This is a genomic window from Rhodococcus sp. SBT000017, assembly GCF_003688915.1.
Classification (GTDB): Bacteria; Actinomycetota; Actinomycetes; order Mycobacteriales; family Mycobacteriaceae; genus Rhodococcoides.
This window is the reverse complement of sequence record NZ_REFU01000002.1, coordinates 435630-458166: the sequence shown is the minus strand read 5'-3', so window position 1 is coordinate 458166 and position 22537 is coordinate 435630. Positions and strand designations below refer to the sequence as shown.

Annotated in this window: 24 protein-coding genes; 16 read left to right on the top strand and 8 right to left on the bottom strand. The window is 65.7% G+C overall.

The window, feature by feature from the left end; translation table 11 throughout:
• Positions 1 to 132 precede the first annotated feature (132 nt).
• Positions 133 to 711, bottom strand: a complete 579-nt coding sequence (locus AYK61_RS23270) for a TerD family protein (protein ID WP_121873582.1) — start codon at positions 709 to 711, stop codon at positions 133 to 135.
• Positions 712 to 937: 226 nt separating this feature from the next.
• Here AYK61_RS23270 and AYK61_RS23265 point away from each other — a divergent pair, with 226 nt between their 5' ends.
• Positions 938 to 1687 carry a DUF1906 domain-containing protein gene (locus tag AYK61_RS23265; RefSeq protein ID WP_121873298.1) on the top strand — a complete coding sequence of 250 codons (750 nt, stop codon included), beginning with the start codon at positions 938 to 940 and terminating at the stop codon, positions 1685 to 1687.
• 158 nt (positions 1688 to 1845) lie between these two features.
• On the opposite strand, the gene AYK61_RS23260 is transcribed toward AYK61_RS23265, so the two are convergent.
• The gene (locus AYK61_RS23260) at positions 1846 to 2706 is read right to left on the bottom strand and encodes a hypothetical protein (protein WP_121873581.1); all 861 of its coding nucleotides are present in this window, start codon (positions 2704 to 2706) and stop codon (positions 1846 to 1848) included.
• A gap of 279 nt (positions 2707 to 2985) precedes the next feature.
• On the opposite strand from AYK61_RS23260, the gene AYK61_RS23255 reads away from it, so the two are divergent.
• Positions 2986 to 4203 (top strand): mannosyltransferase, encoded by a 1218-nt coding sequence (locus tag AYK61_RS23255; protein ID WP_259468288.1) that lies wholly within the window; start codon positions 2986 to 2988, stop codon positions 4201 to 4203.
• Position 4204: 1 nt separating this feature from the next.
• On the opposite strand, the gene AYK61_RS23250 is transcribed toward AYK61_RS23255, so the two are convergent.
• The gene (locus tag AYK61_RS23250) at positions 4205 to 4489 is read right to left on the bottom strand and encodes a 4a-hydroxytetrahydrobiopterin dehydratase (protein ID WP_121873296.1); all 285 of its coding nucleotides are present in this window, start codon (positions 4487 to 4489) and stop codon (positions 4205 to 4207) included.
• Between the two features lie 14 nt (positions 4490 to 4503).
• On the opposite strand from AYK61_RS23250, the gene AYK61_RS23245 reads away from it, so the two are divergent.
• Positions 4504 to 4917, top strand: a complete 414-nt coding sequence (locus AYK61_RS23245; RefSeq protein ID WP_121873295.1) for a (deoxy)nucleoside triphosphate pyrophosphohydrolase — start codon at positions 4504 to 4506, stop codon at positions 4915 to 4917.
• On the opposite strand, the gene AYK61_RS27470 is transcribed toward AYK61_RS23245, so the two are convergent.
• Positions 4895 to 5071, bottom strand: coding sequence for a hypothetical protein (locus AYK61_RS27470; RefSeq protein WP_094612381.1), 177 nt, complete (start codon positions 5069 to 5071; stop codon positions 4895 to 4897). The genes AYK61_RS23245 and AYK61_RS27470 overlap by 23 nt on opposite strands.
• 175 nt (positions 5072 to 5246) lie before the next feature.
• Between AYK61_RS27470 and typA the strand changes: the two genes are divergently transcribed.
• From typA to AYK61_RS23225, 5 genes are all read left to right on the top strand, one after another.
• Positions 5247 to 7184: a translational GTPase TypA gene (gene typA, locus AYK61_RS23240; RefSeq protein WP_121873294.1), complete on the top strand. Its 1938-nt coding sequence runs from the start codon at positions 5247 to 5249 to the stop codon at positions 7182 to 7184.
• Positions 7185 to 7290: 106 nt separating this feature from the next.
• The gene (locus AYK61_RS23235) at positions 7291 to 9072 is read left to right on the top strand and encodes an ABC transporter family substrate-binding protein (RefSeq protein WP_121873580.1); all 1782 of its coding nucleotides are present in this window, start codon (positions 7291 to 7293) and stop codon (positions 9070 to 9072) included.
• A 29-nt stretch (positions 9073 to 9101) separates the two neighbouring features.
• Positions 9102 to 9995, top strand: coding sequence for an N-acetyl-1-D-myo-inositol-2-amino-2-deoxy-alpha-D-glucopyranoside deacetylase (gene mshB, locus AYK61_RS23230; protein WP_121873579.1), 894 nt, complete (start codon positions 9102 to 9104; stop codon positions 9993 to 9995).
• A gap of 45 nt (positions 9996 to 10040) precedes the next feature.
• Positions 10041 to 10199 carry a hypothetical protein gene (locus AYK61_RS27465; RefSeq protein WP_008714214.1) on the top strand — a complete coding sequence of 53 codons (159 nt, stop codon included), beginning with the start codon at positions 10041 to 10043 and terminating at the stop codon, positions 10197 to 10199.
• A 66-nt stretch (positions 10200 to 10265) separates the two neighbouring features.
• Positions 10266 to 10718: a hypothetical protein gene (locus AYK61_RS23225; protein WP_121873293.1), complete on the top strand. Its 453-nt coding sequence runs from the start codon at positions 10266 to 10268 to the stop codon at positions 10716 to 10718.
• Here the strand turns inward: AYK61_RS23225 and AYK61_RS23220 are convergent.
• From AYK61_RS23220 to AYK61_RS23210, 3 genes are read right to left on the bottom strand one after another with little or no spacing between them, the layout of a single operon-like run.
• Positions 10645 to 11340, bottom strand: coding sequence for a uracil-DNA glycosylase (locus AYK61_RS23220; RefSeq protein ID WP_121873292.1), 696 nt, complete (start codon positions 11338 to 11340; stop codon positions 10645 to 10647). The two genes, AYK61_RS23225 and AYK61_RS23220, sit on opposite strands and share 74 nt — an antisense overlap.
• A 1-nt stretch (position 11341) precedes the next feature.
• A complete protein-coding gene (locus AYK61_RS23215) occupies positions 11342 to 12856 on the bottom strand; it encodes a PH domain-containing protein (protein ID WP_121873291.1) in 1515 nt (504 codons plus the stop codon).
• Positions 12853 to 13332: a PH domain-containing protein gene (locus AYK61_RS23210; RefSeq protein WP_121873290.1), complete on the bottom strand. Its 480-nt coding sequence runs from the start codon at positions 13330 to 13332 to the stop codon at positions 12853 to 12855. Before AYK61_RS23210 ends, AYK61_RS23215 begins: the two co-directional genes overlap by 4 nt.
• Before the next feature lie 118 nt (positions 13333 to 13450).
• Here AYK61_RS23210 and AYK61_RS23205 point away from each other — a divergent pair, with 118 nt between their 5' ends.
• The 5 genes from AYK61_RS23205 (at position 13451) to AYK61_RS23185 (ending at position 19020) form a co-directional block, all read left to right on the top strand.
• Positions 13451 to 15994, top strand: a complete 2544-nt coding sequence (locus AYK61_RS23205) for a bifunctional FO biosynthesis protein CofGH (protein ID WP_121873578.1) — start codon at positions 13451 to 13453, stop codon at positions 15992 to 15994.
• Between the two features lie 36 nt (positions 15995 to 16030).
• Positions 16031 to 16789: a hypothetical protein gene (locus AYK61_RS23200; protein ID WP_121873289.1), complete on the top strand. Its 759-nt coding sequence runs from the start codon at positions 16031 to 16033 to the stop codon at positions 16787 to 16789.
• Positions 16790 to 16903: 114 nt separating this feature from the next.
• The gene (fdxA, locus tag AYK61_RS23195; RefSeq protein ID WP_008714223.1) at positions 16904 to 17227 is read left to right on the top strand and encodes a ferredoxin; all 324 of its coding nucleotides are present in this window, start codon (positions 16904 to 16906) and stop codon (positions 17225 to 17227) included.
• Positions 17228 to 17232: 5 nt separating this feature from the next.
• Positions 17233 to 18336 (top strand): succinyldiaminopimelate transaminase, encoded by a 1104-nt coding sequence (gene dapC, locus AYK61_RS23190; protein ID WP_121873288.1) that lies wholly within the window; start codon positions 17233 to 17235, stop codon positions 18334 to 18336.
• A 66-nt stretch (positions 18337 to 18402) separates the two neighbouring features.
• On the top strand, positions 18403 to 19020 hold the full coding sequence (locus AYK61_RS23185; protein WP_121873287.1) for a LysE family translocator: 618 nt from the start codon (positions 18403 to 18405) through the stop codon (positions 19018 to 19020).
• A gap of 269 nt (positions 19021 to 19289) precedes the next feature.
• Here the strand turns inward: AYK61_RS23185 and AYK61_RS23180 are convergent, their stop codons facing one another.
• Positions 19290 to 19715 carry a hypothetical protein gene (locus AYK61_RS23180; RefSeq protein WP_121873286.1) on the bottom strand — a complete coding sequence of 142 codons (426 nt, stop codon included), beginning with the start codon at positions 19713 to 19715 and terminating at the stop codon, positions 19290 to 19292.
• Positions 19716 to 19717: 2 nt separating this feature from the next.
• Between AYK61_RS23180 and AYK61_RS23175 the strand changes: the two genes are divergently transcribed.
• From AYK61_RS23175 to AYK61_RS23165, 3 genes are all read left to right on the top strand, one after another.
• A complete protein-coding gene (locus AYK61_RS23175) occupies positions 19718 to 21133 on the top strand; it encodes an acyl-CoA synthetase (RefSeq protein WP_121873285.1) in 1416 nt (471 codons plus the stop codon).
• Positions 21134 to 21172: 39 nt separating this feature from the next.
• Complete coding sequence (locus tag AYK61_RS23170; protein WP_121873284.1) at positions 21173 to 21832, top strand: SDR family oxidoreductase; 660 nt, start codon at positions 21173 to 21175, stop codon at positions 21830 to 21832.
• Between the two features lie 189 nt (positions 21833 to 22021).
• Positions 22022 to 22534, top strand: coding sequence for an OsmC family protein (locus AYK61_RS23165; protein ID WP_037191491.1), 513 nt, complete (start codon positions 22022 to 22024; stop codon positions 22532 to 22534).
• The last annotated feature ends 3 nt before the right edge of the window (positions 22535 to 22537 follow it).

Below are 22537 nucleotides of genomic sequence, written 5' to 3'. Positions count from 1 at the left end.
GGCTTATGTTGCGTGTGCGCTGATATCACCACACATCATCTGGGCGTCACAAGTTCCGACCCATACCGTTGTCCAATCGAGACGCGCTCACCCGCCGGACCAACCGATACCGGTGGGTGAGCGTCGACGCTTCTAACCCACGTCGATGCCGAAGTCGCGCACGATTCCCTCCAGGCCCGAGGCGTAGCCCTGGCCGATGGCGCGGAACTTCCATTCGGCCCCACGGCGGTACAGTTCGCCGAACACCATGGCGGTTTCGGTGGAGGCGTCTTCGCTGAGGTCGAAGCGGGCGAGTTCGCGACCGTCGGACTTGTCCACCACGCGGATGAAGGCGTTGACGACCTGACCGAAGTTCTGGCCCAGAGCATCGGCGTTGTGAATGGACACCGGGAAGACGATGGAGTTGACTTCCGGGGTCAGGGCTGCCAGGTCGACATCGATGCTCTCGTCGTCGCCTTCGCCTTCGCCGGTCCGGTTGTCGCCGGTGTGCTCGATGGCACCGTCGGGGGAGCGCAGGTTGTTGTAGAAGACGAAGTAGCTGTCGCTCAGTGCCTTCTTCGTGGTGCGAAGTCCGATGGCGCTGGCGTCGAGATCGAAGTCACCACCGGTGGTGGCGCGGACATCCCAACCGAGTCCCACGCTGACCGCGGTCAGGTTCGGTGCTTCTTTGGTCAGCGAGACATTTCCACCCTTGGCGAGCGATACGCCCATGTCCATCCACTCCTCAGCGCGTTCGTGCGTGCATCGTCCTCCCCACCATATTCATGTTCGTGACGTCGATGCTCGAGGTGCTCGTGTGAAGCTGGAGGGAAACGTGGTGGGTGTGAGCAGTGGGGCTGGCGATGCCGATGGGATTGTGGTGGGATACGACAAACGATGGAAGATAGCAGTGGTTGTGCGATTTCTCGGGTAGGCGCGCCGCAGCGATCGAACGACGATGGAGATTTCTGTGCAGGTTTCGCGACGTGAGTTGTTCAAGTACGCCGCCGCGGGGTCCGCGGCCGCCGTCGGATTGGTTGCGCTGGGTACAGCCACCGCGCACGCTGACGCCGGACTCGGCACACTCGTCGACTATTCGGGTGGGGTGCCGTCGGCGTCGGCCATCAAGGGGGCCGGCCACCTCGGGGCCGTCCGATATGTCTCCGATCGGCGGCCGGATGCGAACTGGATGATCGGCAAGCCGATGCGCAAGTCCGAGGCCGACTCGCTGACATCCGCAGGCCTGGAAGTGGTCTCGAACTATCAATTCGGCAAGGGGGCCACTTCCGACTGGCGTGGCGGGTACGCAGCGGGCGTGAAGCACGCAGAGCGAGGCCTCGAGCTCCACCTCGCCGCCGGTGGTCCGGCGGACCGCCCGATCTACGCGTCGATCGACGACAACCCCACCGCCGTGGAGTTCGCAACTCTGATCGCGCCGTACATCCTGGGCTGGCAGTCGGTGATCGGAGCCGAGAACACGGGGATCTACGCCAATTCACCGACCATCGAATTGGCCTCGGTTGCCGGACTCGGCCAATGGTATTGGCAGCACAATTGGGGAACACCCAAGGGCTTCGTTCACCCCGACGCGCACATTCATCAGATCCGAATCGACAAGGATTTCGTAGGCGGAGTCAAAGTCGACATCAACAATATTCTGAAAGCCGATTACGGGCAGTGGTCGAAATCTGCCGCGGACATTGTCTGAAATACCATCGATGTAATTCATTCCGACCATCATCGAATGTAGCGCGACATTCGATGCGAGCCCCGCGCGCCATTCTTTCCGAATTCTCCTGAACAAACAGTTCGCCCCCGGCTTCCGATGAAGCCGGGGGCGAACTGGTTCGTTGGTGCAGGTGCGAGCTACGGAACGTAGACCGTACCGATGGTGGGCAAGAAGGTGCAGCTGCGCGGTGCTGCCGCCGGATCTTCCTTCGACTGTGTGGTGATCGAACCGGAGACGACCGAGAGGACGCGTCCGGGGCCGGTGTCGGCGATCGCGGACAGCGTCGCCGGACCGTCGGTGTTGATCATGGCCGCGCCGGTCAGATCCTGCGTACCCGAGCGACGGTTGTCGACGTTGAGCCAGGTCACCGTCAGGGGAGCTGCCTGCTCCGCGGCAATCGGTGCGGTGCCGAGGGCGGTGAAGACGAAGCCGGCCTGGCCTGCGCCCGGTCCGGGAGGCGGCAGGGTGGCGGGGCCGGGTACGGCCAGGGCGGTTCCGACGGAATCGGCGGTGTCGGAGATGCACCCCATGCCGAGCGTCGGGTACAGGAACTGGGCGATGACGGGTCCGTCGGCCGGCAGTTCCGGTCCGCCGCCGCCGGAGCCGTCCAGGAACGTGATGACCCGTTCGAGCAGGGCCTTGACCTGGTCCGGCAGCTGCGCCGTCTCGAGCAGCGCACGGGCCTGACCGAGCAGGTCGGCGGCCGGAGCGGCTCCCACGTCGGCAGGTCCGGCTGCGGCACCGAGAATGGCCGGTGCGAACGAGGCGAGTGCTTCCACTTCGGCCAGGTTGGGCATGGGCTCACCGGGGGCGGGAAGGAACTGAGCGATCAGAGCAGCGGGATCGGCCGGCGCTGCGGGCAGATCTGCCGGTGCCATCGGCACCAATGGCTGTGCGGATGCGCTGGTCGGCACGACTAGTGCGGCGGCTGCGGCTACGGCAAAGGCTGTAACTACGCGACGCGTTCCGCGGGTACGAAGCACGGTGATATTCCCCATTCTGATCATGACGCGGGCCCACGGCGACAGCCGGTGCTCGAGGGGTCACTCTATGTAGCGCAATCCCCGATGTACAGCTGTTGTCGAACGAGCCCTCCCCCGTCGCATCTATGCCAGGGCAGTCTATTGGTCACACGCTGCGAATTCTCCGCAGAGGCACACGATAACCTGTTACTGAAGTTGTCAGTGTGAAAGGTGATGCAAATGTTACTCGGGTGCATCCGCGGTTGGGACGCGTGAACCGAGCCCTATAGGCTCGACGACCGATACACCGCATCGATACCGAACGGAACCGCACGCACAGTGAACCGACTTGTTCGGCTGGCCCCCGTTCTGCTCGCGGTCTCGGTGATCAGCCGATTCGTCTGGGCCTTCGCGACGCCCAACGGAATGAACCTCGTGGACCTACACGTCTACGTCGACGGCTCCGCGGCACTGCTCGGCGGCAATCTGTACGACTACACGTATTCGGTACAGACCCCGGACTTCCCACTCCCGTTCACGTACCCGCCGTTCGCCGCGCTCGTGTTCTTCCCGCTGCACTATCTGCCGTTCACCTTGGTCGGCGTCCTGTGGCAGGCCGCGACCATGCTCGCGCTGTTCGCCGTGGTGAGGCTGACGCTGTCGATGGTGCTCGGCGACGAGCGCGCCGCCGAGCCGCGCTGGGTGCGCATCGCAATGCTGTGGACCGCGCTGGGGCTGTGGTCCGAACCCGTGCGGACGACACTGGACTACGGCCAGGTCAACGTGTTCCTGGTGCTGGTGGCGATTCTCGCGGTACGCAGCAGCAGGTGGTGGGTGGCTGGAGGGCTGGTCGGCTTCGCTGCCGGAATCAAGCTGACCCCGGCCATCACCGGTCTCTACTTCCTGGCGACTCGGCGGTGGAAGGCCGCGGCGTTCTCGGCAGTGGCCTTCGCCCTCACCGTCGCGGTCAGCTACGCGGCGCTCGGACATCAGGCGGCCACGTACTTCACCACACTGCTCGGCGATGCCGAACGCATCGGCCCCGTCGGCTCGGTCTGGAATCAGTCTCTGCGAGGAGCGCTCAGCCGGATCGCGGGAGAGGACGTCGGGCAGGGCCCGGTGTGGATCGTCGCCGCCGTCGTCGCGACAGGGCTTGCGCTCGCGGCATGGCGTGCGATCGGACGCGAAGATCATCTGGGCACGCTGGTGATCGTGCAGCTCTTCGGCCTGCTGATCTCGCCGATCTCCTGGTCGCACCACTGGATCTGGGTGATCCCGATGGTGATCTGGCTGATGCACGGGCCGCTGCGCGACGTCGCCGGGGCAAAGATTGTCGCGGGCTACTGGTTGGTGACGGTGACCGTGGGGGTGCCGTGGCTGCTCAGTTTCTTCCAGGAATCGATCTGGACCATCCCCCGTCCGGGACTCGAGGCGTGGGCCGGTGCGGTCGACGTGATCGGCTCTGCTCTGTTCCTCGGCTGGGTCGTGTATGCGGGGCGGGCCAGGAGTGGGGCCCGCGGAACGACCGTGTGAGTCAGCGTGAAGCGATCAGCGCGTCGATCCGACGCGCCAGATCCACATCCTTCTGCGTGAGTCCGCCGGCACTGTGGGTCGAGAGGGCGAACGTCAACGTCCGCCATCTGATGTCGATGTCGGGGTGATGGTCCGCCTCTTCCGCGGCGTCGGCCACCCGGTTCACCGCCTCGATCGCTGCGGGAAACGACGCCAGTTCGACGGTGCGAGTCAGGGATTTGCCGACCACGGTCCATGCGGTGAGCCGGGCGTCCTCGATGTCGCGGTCGGTCAGCAGTTCGGTCATAGAAAGATGGTGGCATGTCCGGTACCCCCACCGCTGTGGTTGTCGCAGCCGCGTTGACGCACGACGGCAGGCTGCTGCTCGCGCAACGGACCCGTCCGCCCGAGCTGGCGGGTCTCTGGGAACTGCCCGGCGGCAAGGTCGAGCCGGGAGAGTCCGAGGACGCCGCGCTGGCGCGCGAGCTGCGCGAGGAATTGGGAGTCGAGTGCTCGATCGGAGCGGCGCTCACCGGAGACGTCGATCTTGCGGGCGGCCTGGTGCTGCGCGCTTACCGAGCCGCGCTGATGTCGGGAATGCCTGCAGCGCTGGAACATTCGGCCCTGAGGTGGGTGGACGCCGCGACGCTGCCGACGATGGATCTGGTCGACGCGGATCGGCTCTGGTTGCCCGAACTTCAGCAGATTCTGCTCACTTCGCCCGGGCGGTCTTGAGGCCCTTCTTCAGGTCCTTCTTGGTTGCGCCTGCCGATTCGAGTTTCTTCATTCGCATGATGACCACGGGGCATTTGATGCACCGAACCTTCTTGCGACAGCATTTTTTCTTGGGCTTCATCCCCGAGACATCTACGGCCTTTATCTTGCCCATGAGCACCAAGACTAATGGGTGGCGCAGGTCACAGACCTGAGGGTGGCGCGGCGCACCGTCGGACTACGGGTAAACTCGATCAGTCGCGAGAACCTCGCGGTGCAGCGCGCTTCTCTAGCGACATAAGCCCGCTAGCGAACAAGAGCCCGCATTCGACTCCAGGAGAATTTTTCGCGTGAGCGCCCCAAGCAGTGCAGACAACATCGACAGCACCACCACTTTTCGCAACGTAGCCATCGTTGCACACGTCGACCATGGCAAGACCACCCTGGTCGACGCCATGCTCCGGCAGTCAGGCGCGTTCGAGGAACGTGCCGAAGCGATCGACCGCGTCATGGACTCGGGTGACCTCGAAAAAGAAAAAGGCATCACGATCCTGGCCAAGAACACGGCCGTTCACAAGCGCAATGCCGACGGCACCATCACCGTCATCAACGTGATCGACACCCCCGGCCACGCCGACTTCGGCGGAGAGGTCGAGCGCGGCCTGTCCATGGTCGACGGCGTCGTCCTTCTCGTCGACGCTTCCGAGGGCCCGCTTCCGCAGACCCGCTTCGTGCTGCGCAAGGCGCTCGCCGCCTCCCTGCCGGTGATCCTGGTCGTGAACAAGACCGACCGTCCCGACGCGCGTATCGAAGAGGTCGTCTCGGAGAGCCACGATTTGCTCCTCGACCTGGCGTCCGACCTCGACGACGAAGCGTCCGAGGCAGCCGAGCTCGCCCTCGACCTTCCTGTTCTCTACGCCTCCGGCCGTGAGGGCAAGGCGTCGCGCGTTCAGCCCGAGAACGGCAACGCGCCCGACGCCGAGAACCTCGACGAGCTGTTCGAGGTGCTGCTCAACTACGTCCCCGCGCCCAAGGGCAACGTCGACGCACCGCTGCAGGCGCACGTCACCAACCTCGACGCGTCGGCCTTCCTCGGCCGCCTCGCCCTGGTGCGTATCCACAACGGCCAGCTCTCCAAGGGCCAGACCGTGAGCTGGATGCGAGAGGTCGACGGCGAGCCCGTCGTCCAGAAGGCCAAGATCACCGAGCTGCTCAACACCATCGGCGTCGAGCGCGTCCCCGGTGAGCGCGGCGTCGCAGGCGACATCGTCGCCGTCGCGGGCTTCCCCGACATCATGATCGGTGACACCCTCGCCGATCTGGAGAACCCGGTCGCACTGCCCCGTATCACGGTCGACCAGCCGGCCATCTCGGTCACCATCGGCACCAACACGAGCCCGCTCGTCGGACGCGTCAGCGGCCACAAGCTCACCTCGCGCATGGTCAAGAGCCGCCTGGACCAGGAGCTCATCGGTAACGTCTCGCTCAAGGTCCTCGACATCGGTCGCCCCGATGCCTGGGAGGTCCAGGGTCGTGGCGAGCTGGCGCTGGCCATCCTCGTCGAGCAGATGCGTCGCGAAGGCTTCGAGCTCACCGTCGGCAAGCCGCAGGTGGTCACCCAGCAGGTCGACGGCAAGCTGCACGAGCCCTTCGAAGAGCTCATGGTCGACACACCGGAGGAGTACCTCGGTGCGGTCACTCAGCTGCTCGCCGCTCGCAAGGGCAAGATGGTGCAGATGACGAACCACGGCGCAGGCTGGGTTCGCATGGAATTCATCGTTCCTTCGCGTGGCCTGATCGGCTTCCGCACCGAGTTCCTCACGGACACGCGTGGCACCGGTATCGCCAACGCCGTCTTCCACGGTTACGCACCGTGGGCCGGTGAGATCCGCGCGCGCCACACCGGTTCGCTTGTTTCGGACCGTCACGGCACCGTCACCCCGTTCGCGATGATCCAGCTGGCCGATCGCGGCACGTTCTTCGTCGAGCCGGGCGCAGACACCTACGAGGGCATGGTCGTGGGCATCAACCCGCGTCAGGAAGACCTCGACATCAACGTCACCCGCGAGAAGAAGCTGACCAACATGCGTCAGTCCTCCGCAGACGTCATGGAGACCCTGGCCAAGCCCAAGAAGCTCGACCTGGAAATGGCCATGGAGTTCTGTGCAGGCGACGAGTGCGTCGAGGTGACCCCCGAGGTCGTCCGCGTCCGCAAGGTGCACCTCGATTCCAACGAGCGCGCCCGCGAGCGTTCGCGCAGCAAGACTCGCGACAAGGCTGCTCTGTAAGACTCACTTCGTGCGGCAGAAGCGACGTGTCACCCTCGTGGGGCGCGTCGCTTCTGTCGCAGAAGGTAGCCGACTACGAAGGAGATCCTCGTTGCGCAAGGTGCTGATGCCGACGGTTCTGGTTTCTGCCATCGCTCTGGTACTCACCGCGTGCACTGCGGATCCGCCGCCCCCGATCGAGAGTGTCGAGACTCCGGTCAGCACGACGATGGTTCCCGCCGAGACCGGTGATCCGGTCGTCGTCGCCATCGACGACGTCGGTATCGGCTTCAATCCACATCTTCTGGCGGATCAGTCGCCCGCGACGGCCGCGGTGAGTTCACTGGTTCTGCCCAGCCCGTTCCGCCCGGTCCGGAACCCCGACACCGGGGTGACCACGTGGGAGCCGGACCTGTCGTTGCTGCTCTCGGCCGAGGTGACGTCGCAATCGCCGTTCACCATCCGCTACCAGCTGCGCAACGAGGCGCAGTGGTCCGACAGCGCTCCGATCGCCGCCGAGGACTTCCGCTACCTGTGGCAGCAGATGATCACCCAGCCCGGTGTCGTCGATCCGGCGGGGTACGGGCTCATCAGCGACGTCGCGTCCTCGGGCGGTGGCAAGACGGTCGACGTGACGCTCTCGTCGCCGTATCCGGCCTGGCAGCGACTGTTCGCCGATTTGGTGCCCTCGCACCTGCTCAAGGACTCACCCGGCGGTTTCCAGGGAGGCCTGACGGACAACGTGCCGGTCTCGGGCTCCCGGTTCAACATCAAGACCGTCGACCGGGGTCGGGACGAGATTCTGCTCGAACGCAACGACCGATTCTGGGACCGACCCGCATCACCCGACCAGATCCTCATCCGCCGCGGGGGCACCTCCGCTCAGCTGGCCGATTCGCTGCGGTCCAGTGACGCGCAGATCGCCCAGGTTCGCGGGGGGTCGGCTCTGCGGGCCCAGCTCTCCGCAATTCCCGGCGTGCGAACCGACACCATCAGACAATCACGCGTGTTGTCGATGACGATCAACGGGCGAGCTGCGAACATGTCCGATTCTGCTGTGCGGCAAGGGATATTCGGGCTGCTCGATCCGAACTTGCTGGCCACGGTCGGAGCAGGCGGCGGCGCGACGGATCGCCGGGCGGCAGCGCAGCTGTCCTCGCCGTCCGACCCCGGTTACTCCGCAACCGCGCCCGCCCCCATCGGCAGAAGTGCTGCCCTCGACCTGCTCGACCGGGCCGGGTTCGTGCCGACACCCGATGCCGTGGTGACATCCACACCGAACCCGAGCGCACCGACCACCGCCGCTCCGACGACAAGCCCCGACCCGACGGCCACGAGCGCTCCGGCACCGAGTGTCACCCGCCTTGCGGACGCGACCGGCACCGCGTTGCGGTTCGTGATCGGTGCCGTCGAGAACGACGACATCGCGCTCGCGGTCGCCGGAACCGCCGCCGACGAACTCGTCGGCGCGGGAATCGATGCCACCGTTACCCCACTGCCCGCCGACGAGTTGTATTCGACGGCGTTGACCGACGGGACCGTCGACGCGGTCGTCGGATGGACCAGCGCCGGGGTCGATCCCGCCACGGCCCTCGCCTCACGGTTCGGCTGCGTCGACGAACCGGCCGACGGCAGTGGCGAGGGCGTCGAGGTGCCGCGCAACCTGTCCGGCCTGTGCGTTCCGGAACTGCAACCGACGATCGACAGGGCCTTGGTGAGCGGCCTCGAGCCTTCGGTGGCCACCAACGACGTCGAGCCGGCGCTGTGGTCTCTGGCGTCGACGCTGCCGATCATGCAGGACTCGTCTGTGGTTGCGGCCGTTCCCGGCATCACCGGCCTCTCACTGACCGGCCCGGTGGAGGTCGGGATCTTCGCCGACGCGTCGCAGTGGATGCGGACGCCCCGATGACCGACAAGTCGACGATGACGGAGCCTTCCATGACGGAGCCGCAGCGGTTGCTCCTGGTGCACGCACACCCGGACGACGAAACCATCACCACCGGCGGCACCATCGCTCATTACGTTCGAGCCGGAGCGGACGTCACGGTGCTCACCTGCTCGCTCGGTGAGGAGGGGGAGGTGATCGGCGAGACGTGGGCCGATCTGGTCGTCGACCGCGCGGATCAGCTCGGCGGCTATCGAATTCTGGAATTGCATCGCGCTCTCGCGGCGCTGGGGTGCAACCCGCCGCGGTTCCTCGGGGGAGCCGGTCGCTGGCGCGATTCGGGGATGGCCGGGACGTCGGCTGCCCGCAAGCCGCGCGCGTTCGTCAACGCCGATCGCGCCGAGGCCCTCGGAGCGCTCGTCGCGGTGATGCGTGAGCTTCGGCCGCAGGTGGTTGTCGGGTACGACCCCGAGGGCGGATACGGCCACCCCGATCACCAGCAGGTGCACTCGTTGGTGACCGAGGCCGTCGAGGTCTGCGGGACGGATTCCTACCCCGGGGTCGGTGCGCCCTGGGAGGTGTCGAAGTTCTACTGGACAGTCACCGGACACGATCAATTGCAGGCTGGGCTCGCGGCCATCGAGGCGATTCCCTCGCACTGGCGAATGCCGGAGGCCGGCGAGCTGCCGAGCGTTCCCGAGAACACCATCACCACCAGCATCGACATCCGCGGCGTGCTCGATGCCAAGCGGGATGCGCTCCGGGCCCACGCGACTCAGGTGACCGTCGCGCCGTCGGGCAGCGAGTACGCACTGTCCAACGACATCGCCCAGCCGATCCTGCTCGACGAGCAGTACGTACTCGTCCGCGGCGAACTCGATCCCGATGAGACGGGTAGAGAGAACGATCTGTTTGCCGGCGTACTAAGCTGTGGTCCGCATCACTGAAATACACACCAGTACTGATCTCACTACAGCAGGGGCGGAACACACATGTACAACTGGGTAGTGCAGGACGCCATCGTCGCGTTCGTCGATTCTCTCAAGCCGCAGTTCGGCGCACAGGCAGATCTGTACCAGTACGTACTGGGACAGATCGCCATGGGTGCGAGCAACCTGCTGACCTCCCTGGGGTACCCGCCGGTTTCCTGAGTGCCGATGCCCGGTTTTTTGAATGCGATGCACTGAAACAACCCGGGTCAAGGCAGTATTGGGCGCATGATCTCGAAGGCCGCATCCAATACTGTCGCCCTGGTGTCCTGGGCGACCGTCGCAGTACTGGTGTTCGACGGCTTCCTGTCCGGGATTCTCTCGGTCTTCTTCCTTCCGACCTACCTCGGGTCGGTGCAGTTCCCCATCAGCGCACTGCTCGGCGGGATCGCGAACGTCGCGCTGATTCTGGCCGCACGCAAGGTCGCAGATCGGCCGATCTGGGTGGCGTCGCCCCTGATCGGATGGTTCGCTGCCGTGGTGCTGTGCATGCTCGGCGGTCCGGGAAGCGACGTTCTCCTACTCGCCGATTGGCGCACCATGCTTCTCATCGTCGCCGGTGCGGGCCCCGCCGGAGTGCTGCTCTTCATGTTCCGGATGAAGGCGATCACAGCAAGCGTGCATGCCGACCCGCATCCCGCAGCACGTCCTCGATCATCGTCGGAGTCAACAGTCCGGTGAAGGTGTTTCGCTGGCTCACGTGATAGCTGGCGAACACGGTGATCGAGCCCAGGTCGCGCCTGACTCCGTGGCCGAATTTCGGTGCAGGCCTTGGTATCTCCCATCCGTTGGCGGCCAGTGTCGGCAGCAGGGACTGCCAGCCGAAGGCACCGAGAACGAGCACCGACCGCAGGGTCGGACGCAGCAACCGTAATTCGTCGTCCAGCCAGGGTGTGCATCTGTCGCGTTCGGCGGGAGTCGGCTTGTTCTGCGGAGGAGCGCAGTGCACCGGCGCGGTGATGCGAACTCCGTTGAGCGTCAACCCGTCTCCGATGTGCGTGGCGGTGGGTTGGCTGGCCAGACCGACCGCATGCATCGCGCGATAGAGAACGTCCCCGCTCCGGTCTCCGGTGAACATTCGACCGGTGCGGTTGGCACCGTGCGCTGCCGGGGCGAGCCCGACGATCAACATCGATGCGTCGGCCGGTCCGAAGCCAGGAACCGCTTTGCCCCAGTATGTTTCGTTTTCGAAGGCAGCCCGCTTCTCGGCGGCGACCTGTTCACGCCACTGCACCAGGCGCGGGCAGGCGCGGCATTCGGCCACCGCGAGATCCAGTTCGTCGATACTCTGCGGCCGCGTCATGTCAGGTCCGGTGCAGCCAGATGTCCCCGGCTCCCGGGGTGACGGCGTCGATCATCGCCCACGCGTTCTCGATGGGGATGTCGATCACCTCGTAATGTCCGACGCCTGCGGGAGTCGCGGCGACGATGGTGGCCACCCCGGCGCGACGCTGGAAGAAGGTCTGCCGCACGGTCCAACCGATGATGCCCGCGGCTTCGAGGCTGTGTCGAGTCCTGTCGAGCGAACCGTGCTGGGTGATGAGCCAACCGGGCAGCACTGCATGGCCGAGACCGCGGAAGCGATCGTGTGCGAGCCCGAATGCGGCAACGAACAACACCCCGACAGCGATCCACGCCAGTAGCGGGATCGGTGCGCCGACATACTGTGCGATGCCCAGCGCTGCACCGAGAACCGCAACGGGCAGAACAGCACGCGTGTAGCGGCGTCGACGCGCTGCGGGTCCGTGCTGCAGCAGAGGCCGGTCCGAACTTGCGTGCAGACCGGCCTCGCCGAGCACGGTGGTCATCATGCGCAACGCCTCGGCGCGTGGGGCCTGGGGGAGCAGCAGAGACGATTCCTTCTTTTCGGCGCTGACGCCGGTCATGATGGCGTCCAGCCTGGCTCCGCCGGCCGCACGAAGCAGCAGCGGTTCGGACAGCGAGGTGCCGCGCAGTCGCTTGCGGTCGAGTGTCGACTGGCGAGTGCGCAACAGGCCATGGCTGACGTGCATGGTGCGCCCCTGGTCCGTCACCGTCAGGTTGGCGTAGGCCAGCAGGTAGCGGACGCACGCGAAGATGCTCGATACGACGAGCAGCGCCATCAGCGCCACGACGACGAACACCGCGATTCCCAATCGCTCGGCGGAGTCGATGCTGTTGGAGACCACCGACGATTCGGCCAGCCACTGCCCGAGTCCGTACTGGAACAACACGCCGACGGCCGCAGCGATGGTGACGATGCCGGTGATGGAGAACGGCGCGAACCGCACCCACGAGAACTGCCAGTGTGCAATCTCGACGCCGGGATCGGCTGCTGCGGTGGGTGTTCCGTCGGTCGCGGGGATCTGCCCCGATACTCGCTGCAGCAGATCCCCGCGAAGTGCCGGTACCAGCGAGGTGTCGAGGGCGTTGAGCTCGAAGGCCTCACCCTTGCCTGCCTGTTGCCCGGTGCCGATGCGCAGGATGGACAGGCCGAGTACGCGGTGCAGAACGTTCGCTTCCACGTCGACCGAGCGAATTCTGTTCCGCGGAATGGAGAGCACCTTCTTCTGGAGCACACCGCTGCGCAGTTGCACGTGCACCGGACCGATCCGGTAGCTGGTGGTGAACCACCGCAGAATCGCGAACACCACGACGACCGCGAGAAGGCCGAGGCTCCAGAAGTGGTTGCCGCTCTGACTGCCGACGAAGAACGAGATCAACAGCACCGGCAGTAGCTTGATGCCCTCGTTCACCGGATGTACCAACAGCATTCGCTTGTCCAGGCGCAGCCACGGCTGCTCCTCCTCGACGGCGAGCAGTTCCGCCTGATCGGTCATGTCGCGTCTCCGACGGTACGGCCGGCGATGTCGGTGAGTCGAGCAACCGTCTTGTCGGCCACATCCTGATCCAGTGCCGTGATTCTGACCGCGCCCGCGGACGACGCCGTCGTGACGGTGACGGTGGCCAAGCCCAACAGACGATCGAGCGGCCCACGTTCGGTGTCGACGGTCTGTACCCGTGAGATCGGTGCGATGCGTCGCTCCTGGCTCAGCCAGCCGGTGCGGGTGTAGACCGCGGTGTCGCTGATCTCCCAGCGGTGCACGCGGTACCGCCACTGCGGCACGACCGCGACGTGCAGGGCCGCGAATACGATCGAGGCGACGAGGACGGCGACATGCGGCCAGGTGGTCCAGCTCGAGTCGACGACCGCCCAGACGATCTGGGCGATGAAGATCGGTACCCACAGCAGACCGGCGCTCAAAGCCCAGAGCAGACGTGCACGCGGAGATGGTTGCCACTGTGGATCGGTCATCGTTGTCACGGCTACAAACTTAGGGGTGTCGTTCGGCAACCACCACCCCCGGAGCCTGCGGAACGACCCGAGTAGGGAGGCGTGGGTGGCACGTGCGTACCAGGAAGCGCATGATCGACTGGTGACTTCGCTGCCTGACACCGCTCCAGCCGCTTCTGCCATGCGCCGCGTTCTGCGTCGCGCCCGGGACGGAGTCTCGTTGAATGTCGACGAGGCGACAGTTCTGCTTCATGCGCGTGGGGACGATCTGGTGGATTTGATGGCGTCGGCCGCGCGGGTTCGTGATGCGGGTCTCGAGTCGGCCGGGCGTCCGAAGACGGTCTCGTATTCGCGAAAGGTGTTCGTACCCATCACGCGGTTGTGCCGCGACAAGTGCCACTACTGCACGTTCGTCACTGTCCCGGGCAAGCTCAACGCCGCCGGCCACGGGTTGTTCATGGATCCCGACGAGATCCTCGACGTCGCTCGCAAGGGTGCCGCGCTGGGCTGCAAGGAGGCGCTGTTCACCCTCGGTGACCGGCCGGAGGAGCGGTGGCCGGAGGCCAAGGAGTGGCTCGACTCCCGCGGCTACGATTCGACGCTGGATTATGTGCGCGCCATGTCGATCAGGGTGCTCGAGGAGACCGGCTTGCTCCCGCACCTCAATCCAGGAGTGATGTCGTGGCAGGAACTGTCGCGGCTCAAGCCGGTGGCCCCGTCGATGGGGATGATGCTCGAGACCACCTCGCGTCGGTTGTTCGAGGAGAAGGGGCAGGCGCATTACGGCAGCCCCGACAAGGATCCCGAGGTTCGGCTGCGGACCTTGACCGACGCGGGTCGCCTGAACATCCCGTTCACGACCGGCATTCTCGTGGGAATCGGCGAGACGCTGCGCGACCGCGCCGAGTCGATCATGGCAATTCGTAAGGTGCACAAGTCTTTCGGGCACGTTCAGGAAATCATCGTGCAGAATTTCCTGGCCAAGTCCGATACCGCGATGCGATCCGTTCCCGACGCGGGGCTCGAAGAATTTCTGGCGACCATCGCGGTGACGCGCATGGTGGTCGGCCCGTCGATGCGGATTCAGGCTCCGCCGAATCTGGTCGAGCCGGAGGAGACGGCAGCGCTGCTCGGCGCAGGCGTCGACGATTGGGGCGGGGTTTCTCCGCTGACCCCCGATCACGTCAACCCGGAGCGGCCGTGGCCGAACCTCGATACCTTGGCCGAGCTGTCCGACAAGGCGGGCTACCGCTTGGTGGAACGTGTTGCAGCGCAACCGCAGTACGTTCTGGCCGGCGCTCCGTGGATCGATCCGCGTATCTCGGCGCACGTGCGGGCGCTGGCCGATCCCGAGACCGGCATGGCGCGCGAGGACGTCAACCCGACCGGTTTGCCGTGGCAGGAACCGGACGAGGAGTGGGAGTCCTCGGGCCGCGTCGACCTGAACACCGAGATCGACACGCAGGGCCGTAACACCGAGACGCGTTCGGATCTGGCGAATGCGTTCGGCGACTGGGACTCCATTCGCGAGCAGGTTCGTGATCTCGCGGGGCTCGAACGGGTGGACCGGGATCTGGTCTCGGCGTTGGCGGCCGCGCAAAAGGATCCGGCCGGGCTGACGGACGAGCAGTACCTCGCACTCGCGACGGCCGAGGGCGCGGGCATGGACGCCGTTGCGGCTCTCGCGGACGACCTGCGCAAGCAGGTCAACGGAGACACCGTCACCTACGTGGTGAACCGGAACATCAACTTCACCAACATCTGCTACACCGGGTGCCGTTTCTGTGCGTTCGCGCAGCGCAAGGGCGACGCCGATGCGTTCACCCTGTCCACCACCGAGGTCGCCGATCGGGCGTGGGAAGCCCACGTCGTCGGTGCCACCGAGGTCTGCATGCAGGGTGGAATCGACCCCGAACTGCCGGTGACGGGCTACGCGGACCTGGTGCGGGCGGTGAAGGCGAAAGTGCCGTCGATGCATGTCCATGCGTTCTCGCCGATGGAGATCGTCAACGGGGCCTCCCGCGGTGGTCAGTCGATTCGCGAGTGGCTCACCGAACTCCGGGCCGCCGGGCTGGACTCGATCCCCGGCACCGCCGCCGAGATTCTCGACGACGAGGTCCGCTGGGTGCTCACCAAGGGCAAGCTGCCCGCCGCCGAGTGGATCGAAGTGATCACCACCGCGCACGAGGTGGGCCTGCGGTCGAGCTCGACGATGATGTACGGACACGTCGACAATCCGTCGCACTGGGTCGGTCACTTGAACGTGCTCAAGAAGATCCAGGACAAGACCGGTGGGTTCACCGAGTTCGTGCCGCTGCCGTTCGTGCACCAGTCCTCGCCGTTGTATCTGGCCGGCGCATCGCGACCCGGGCCGACCAACCGCGACAACCGCGCGGTGCACGCCCTGGCTCGCATCATGCTGCACGGCCGAATCGACAACATTCAGACATCGTGGGTGAAATTGGGAATCACGGGTACACAAGCGATGCTGAACGGAGGCGCGAACGATCTGGGAGGGACCCTGATGGAGGAGACGATCTCGCGTATGGCGGGTTCGCAGAACGGTTCGGAGAAGACCGTCGCGGAACTGCACGAGATCGCCGACGGCATCGGACGCCCGGTTCGTCAGCGCACCACCACATACGACCCGGCCCCGGCCGTGTCGGTTGCCGGCCTGATCTGACCCTCGGGTCCACTTTCGAAATGGAGCTTGTCTGACATGGACGACCGTCGAGTCGCCGCGGTTCTGAGCAGTGCCGTCGCCATCATTCATCCCGTGCTCGACATCCTTGCGACACGGGACCCGATCGGGCTCAAGGGACGAACGTTCCGTGAGTCCTCTGCGGATGATTCGAAGCTCGACAACGTCATCGATTTCCTCGCGAAGGCCTTCGACACCACCGACTTCCCGGGTACCGCGGGTTGGGAGAAGCTCGACAGCGACGCTCGTTCGCAGTGGTGGGTCAATCGCATCGGCGCACTCAACACCGTGGCGGTGGCGTTCCCCGGCGTGTTCGGCATCCTGGTCAACCGGCTCCCCATCCAGGACCTGCTCGGGTTCGCCAACCAGGCTATGGTGCTCGTCGCCGTGGCGCGTGAATCGGGTGTGACCGACCGCGAGACGCACGTGGCGCTGCTCGGATCGGTGCTGTGCAAGCGTGATCTGACGGCGCTCGCCGACAGTGCGCCCGCGAAGAAGGAAGAGTCACCCAAGTCGGGCCCGTTCGCACTGCTGCGCGGAATGTGGCAGATCGCGAACGTGCTGCGCGACGTTGCCGGTGAATTGGAGAAGCGTCCGCACCCCCGCGGCGTCTACCGTGTGCTCGGTGCCATCCCGCTCGTCGGCGGTGTCGCCGGCTATCTCGGTGAGCGCGGCGCTCTCTCGCGTGCCGCGAAGCAGGGACGCAAGTGGCTCGCGGCCCACAAGAAGTCGTCGGCCTTCGGTGCCGACTCGCCCGCGAAGCAGCTTCGTCGATAGCCGAGCGGGGCAGGTGAGGCGACCCTGGGTCGGTCGGCCTCGAGTTCGGACGGCGATACTAGGATGCTCAGGGCGCGCGAGCGCCCACGATCGATACAGGAGGGGAGAGCAGCAGTGACCTACTCGATTGCAGAACCGTGCGTAGATGTACTGGACAAAGCGTGCATCGAAGAGTGCCCGGTGGATTGCATCTACGAGGGTAACCGAATGCTGTACATCCACCCCGACGAATGCGTCGACTGCGGAGCCTGCGAGCCCGTCTGCCCCGTCGAGGCCATTTTCTACGAGGACGACGTGCCCGAGCAGTGGAGCGCGTACGTCGGTGCCAATGTCGACTTCTTCGACGACCTGGGATCTCCCGGCGGCGCGGCGAAGCTCGGCAAGACCGATTACGACCCGCCGTTCATCAAGGCTCTGCCTCCCATGGGCGAGAACTGACGATCTTGGTGCGCGCAGCGGTGGCAGCGGGGCTGCCCGACTTTCCGTGGGACTCGCTGACCGCCGCCAAGGAGAAGGCCTCGGCTCATCCGGACGGCATCGTCAATCTGTCGGTCGGCACCCCGGTGGATCCGGTTGCGGACGTGATCCGCGCAGCGCTGAATTCCGTTGCGGACGAGCCCGGTTACCCGACCACCGTCGGGACCGTTGCGCTGCGCGAGGCCGCGGTCGCCGCGCTCGCGCGTCGATACTCGATCACCGGCATCTCGCCCGACGCCGTGCTGCCCGCCATCGGCACCAAGGAAATGATCGCCTGGCTGCCGACTCTGCTGGGCCTGGGAGCCGACGACTTGATCGTCATCCCCGAATTGGCATATCCCACATACGAAGTGGGTGCCCTGCTCGCGCGGTCTCGGACTATCCGGGCCGACGGCCTCAATCGTCTCGGACCCGAGCGGGCGTCGCTGATCTTCGTCAATTCACCGTCCAACCCGACCGGCAAGGTGCTCGGAGTCGAGCACCTGCGCAAGGTCGTCGACTGGGCCCGTGAACGTGACGCGATCGTCGTCTCCGACGAGTGCTATCTGGGTTTGACCTGGGACGCCGAGGCCGTGTCGGTTCTCGATCCTCGCGTGTGTGACGGAGATCACACCAATCTTCTTGCCGTGCACTCACTCTCGAAGACCTCGAACCTGGCCAGCTACCGCGCCGGCTTCGTCACCGGAGACGCCTCGCTCGTCGCCGAACTGCTCGAAGTGCGCAAGCACGCAGGCATGATGGTGCCCTTGCCGATCCAGGCCGCCATGACCGCCGCACTGGCCGACGACGAGCACGAGAACATTCAGCGCGAGCGATACCGCGCCCGTCGAACGATTCTCAAATCCGCCGTCGAGGCAGCGGGATTCACCGTCGACCACTCCGAGGCCGGGCTCTACCTCTGGGCCACGCGGGGCGAGAAGTGCCGCGACACCGTCGACTGGCTCGCCGACCGCGGCATCCTCGTTGCACCGGGAGAGTTCTACGGTCCCGACGGTGCACACCACGTGCGGATCGCACTGACGGCCACGGACGAGCGCATCGACGCTGCGGCCGCTCGCCTGAGCGGATAGTTCGAAGCTTCTGGTGGACAGCGAAGTCGGTTGGCTTCGGCTACACCTGGGTGTTCTCATATACCCGTGACCCTCAGCCTCCTGCTCAGCTTCGCCGGTGTGTGCTTTCTGCTGGCGATTCTGCCCGGGCCCGATTCGTTTCTGGTGCTCCGCTACAGCATCGGCGGCCTCAAGCCAGGCATCGCCGCGGCGATGGGCGTCGCGATCGGCGGACTGTTCTGGGCCGTGTTGGTAGCCGTCGGGCTGGCGGCGATCGTCGAGCAGTCTGCGACGGCATATCGCGTCGTCAAGATTCTCGGCGGGCTGTATCTGCTGTATCTGGGTGTGAAGGCCTTCCGGGCGAGACGCAAGAACAAGGTGGCCGGCGAGCCGCTCGTACCCGTCGCTGCGTCCGCGTGGTCGGCGTTCGGTGCCGGAGTTTTCTCGTGCGCGCTCAACCCCAAGGTCGGACTGTTCTATCTCGCGGTGGTGCCGCAGTTCCTCACCGTCGTCACGTTCACCGGGGCCATGACGCTCGGTCTGGTCGAGGTGGTCGTTGCCGCACTGGTGATGGGAGTGTTCTCCGTTCTCGCCTCACGCGCGGTCGCGCTGCTGCGTAGGCCGGCGGTGACCGACTGGATCGACCGCATCAGCGCCGGAATCCTGGTCGCGCTCGGAGTCGGAACGGTCGCATCCTCGGCCTAGATCTCGCAAACGCGCGCGCACTTGCCATACGCGCGCAGAATCGTGACGCGAAACCGCGCGCGTTCAGCAAACGCGCGCGCGTTTGCGAGGACCAGAGGTGCGCAGCGGGCAAGGCAGAGGGACGTCGGTGCGCGGGATCGCCCGAGAGCAGGCGGGTCCGGATCCGGCAAACGCGCGCGCACTTGCCACAGGCGCGCAGCGTGGTGACGCGAAACCGCTCGCGTTCAGCGAACGCGCGCGCGTTCGCGAGGACTGAGGGGCCGCGTGGATCACGGCTCGAGATCCGGCTCGCCCACATCCCAGCCGCCGCGTCGGATGCGCAGAATGTAGACCAGTTCGTTGCTGCCGAATGCTTCGACGGTGGTGAAGCGTTTGGGCTCGGTGTTGACCTCGGGATTGCGTGCGTGCGCTTCCTCGTAGAGCTGAGTGGCTCGAAGATCGGCCAATTCCACTCGGGTCCAGAAGTCGTCGGACTGCACCGAGTAGACCAGCCTGGGTGCGCCGTCGGTCACGTGCGCGATGTCGATGTCGTCATCGTCGGAATCGGAGTCCTCGAGGTCCAGGTCGAGGTCGTCCTCGGAATCGGTTTCCTGCTCGGCGTCGGTTCCGATCAGATAGACACCCGCCTGCAGGTCACCGGCGGCGACCGTCATGTACTCGGCGTAGTCGCCGGTGTCGATTCCGTCCACGTCCATGTATGTACGGTAGCCATGTGCTGCTTCGTTCACTGAACCCACTCGCCGTTGCGCGAGGAGACGACATTCCCGACGCGATCACGATCGACGGAGTCTCGCTCTCCCGCGCCGATATCCTGGGCGCGGCGACGTCCGTGGCCGAGCGCATCTCGCGAGCCGACCGCCTCGCGATCTACGCGACGCCCTCGGTGAAGACGGTGCTCGCTGTCGTGGGCGCACTCATCGCCGGTGTCACCGTGGTGCCGGTTCCGCCCGACGCCGGGGTGGCCGAACGTGAGCACATCCTCCGCGACTCGGGCGCCCAGGCGTGGCTCGGTGAAGCGCCGCCGGACACCTCCGGGCTCGAGGTCCTGCCGGTGCGTCAACATGCACGGTCCTGGCACAGCTACCCGGAACCGCAGCCGTCCTCGGTCGCGTTCGTGCTCTACACCTCCGGTACCACCGGCCCGCCGAAAGGCGTCCTGATCTCGCGCAGTGCCATCGCAGCCGGGCTCGACGCGTTGGCGCAGGCCTGGGCATGGACGTCGAAAGATACTGTGGTGCAGGGGCTTCCGTTGTTCCACGTGCACGGACTCATCCTCGGCGTGCTCGGCCCACTGCGAGTGGGCAGCCCGCTGATCCACACCGGCAAGCCGACGCCCGAGCTCTACGCAGCCGCGCGCGGATCCCTGTACTTCGGGGTGCCGACGGTGTGGTCGCGCGTCGCCGCGGACGAGGCGTCGGCCCGCGCCCTGTCCGGTGCCCGACTGCTGGTGTCCGGCAGCGCGCCGCTCCCGGTCCCGGTGTTCGAGAAGCTGCGTGAACTCACCGGCCAGGCTCCCATTGAGCGATACGGCATGAGCGAAACCCTCATCACCATCAGCACCCGCGCCGACGGGGAGCGTCGAGCAGGCTCGGTGGGCCTGCCGGTCGCGGGCGTCGAGACACGGTTGCGCGGTGAGAAGGGCGAAATCCTGCCGCACGACGGCGAATCCATCGGTGCACTGCAGATCCGGTGCCCCATGCTGTTCGACGGCTACCTGAACAACCCCGAGGCGACGGCCGCGACGTTCACCGAGGACGGGTGGTTCGACACCGGAGACGTCGCTCTCATCGAGCCCGACGGGTTCCACCGCATCGTCGGGCGCGCCTCGACCGATCTGATCAAGTCCGGCGGGTATCGCGTCGGCGCAGGGGAGATCGAGACGGTGTTGCTGGGGCACCCGAGCGTCGACGAGGTGGCCGTGGTCGGTGTGCCCGACGACGATCTGGGCCAGCGCATCGTGGCGTTCGTCGTCGGCACCGATGTGGAGGATCGAGTGCTGATCGATCTGGTGGCCACCGAGCTGTCGATTCACAAACGGCCCCGTGAGATTCGCGTCGTCGACTCCCTTCCGCGCAACGCAATGGGGAAGGTCCAGAAGAAGCTGTTGGGCTAGACGTCAGCGAGGGCGCGAGGCGGCGGTTAACGTCGAGGGATGACCACACTCGACGGCGCACGCATTCTCGTATTCGGTGCCAGTGGCGGTCTCGGCGGTCCGGTCGTCGAGCAGCTCGCGAAAGCCGGTGCGCGGTTGACCGTGAGCGGCCGGAGCATCGAGTCGGATCATCACTCGGTGAATGCCGATCTGACGCTGCCGGATTCGGCTCGATCGGTGATTGCGGAGGCCGTCGAACACCACGGCGGACTGGACGGGATCGTCATCGCCGCGGGTGTCGTGGCGTTCGGGCCGGTGACCGAAGTGGACGACGACACCGTCGACGAGCTGTTGCTGCTCAACTATCTCGCGCCGCTGCGGGTGCTTCGAGAAGCGCTGACCACCCTGGACCAGGGCGGGTTCGTGCTCAACATCAGCGCCGTCGTGGCCGACAAGCCGATGCCGAACATGGGTGCCTACTCGGCGAGCAAGGCCGCGGTGAGTGCACTGCTGAAAAGTGTTCGTACAGAGGCACGTAAGTCGAAGATCAGAATCGTGGACGTGCGCCCGCCGCACACCGAGACGGGTCTTGCGACGCGGCCGATCGCCGGGCAGGCTCCGAAACTACCGCAGGGCCTGACGCCGGAGGCGGTGGCGGCACGTATCGTCGCGGCGATCACCGACGACGAGACCGATGTCGGCGCGGATCAGTTTGCGTAAGCTATTGTCGGCATCGTGACCGAGACACACGTGACCGACGCAGCCAGAAGGCTCGTGCGTCGTCGCACCATCGACTTCGGTCTCGTCTGCACCTCTTCCTGTTCGTAACTGTCGATCGAACCCATCCCCGACGAGCATTTCGCGCTCCTCGGGTAGTTCCGGCAACCCTCGAATCGAACAGGATTTTTCATGACCACATCTGTGTCCCACATCGGCGGCGTCATCGCTGCCACCGACGATGCCGTGCAGGCCGACGCGAAGAACGCCCAGGCGGTTTTCCGGGCCTCTGCCACCGCGCACGATGCCGTCGCCAGCACCGTCACCCTGGGCAAGTTCAGCGTCGAGGTCGACGAGCCGCCTGCCCTCGGCGGTGAGAACAAGGCCGCCAACCCGGTCGAGTACTACCTGGCGTCGCTGCTGTCCTGCCAGGTAGTTACCTACCGCGTCTGGGCCGAGAAGCTCGGTATCGTCGTCGACGACATCAAGGCCAAGGCCGAGGGTGACCTCGACGTTCGTGGATTCTTCGGTTTCGACGACAACGTTCGTCCCGGGTTCGGTGAGGTGCGCGTCGTCGTGACCGTCACCGGTCCCGAGTCACGGGAGCGGTACGAGGAGCTGCAGAAGGCCGTTGACGATCACTGCCCCGTGCTGGATCTGACGCGCAATCCCACCCCGATCCACACCGTTCTCGAGACGGCCTGACGT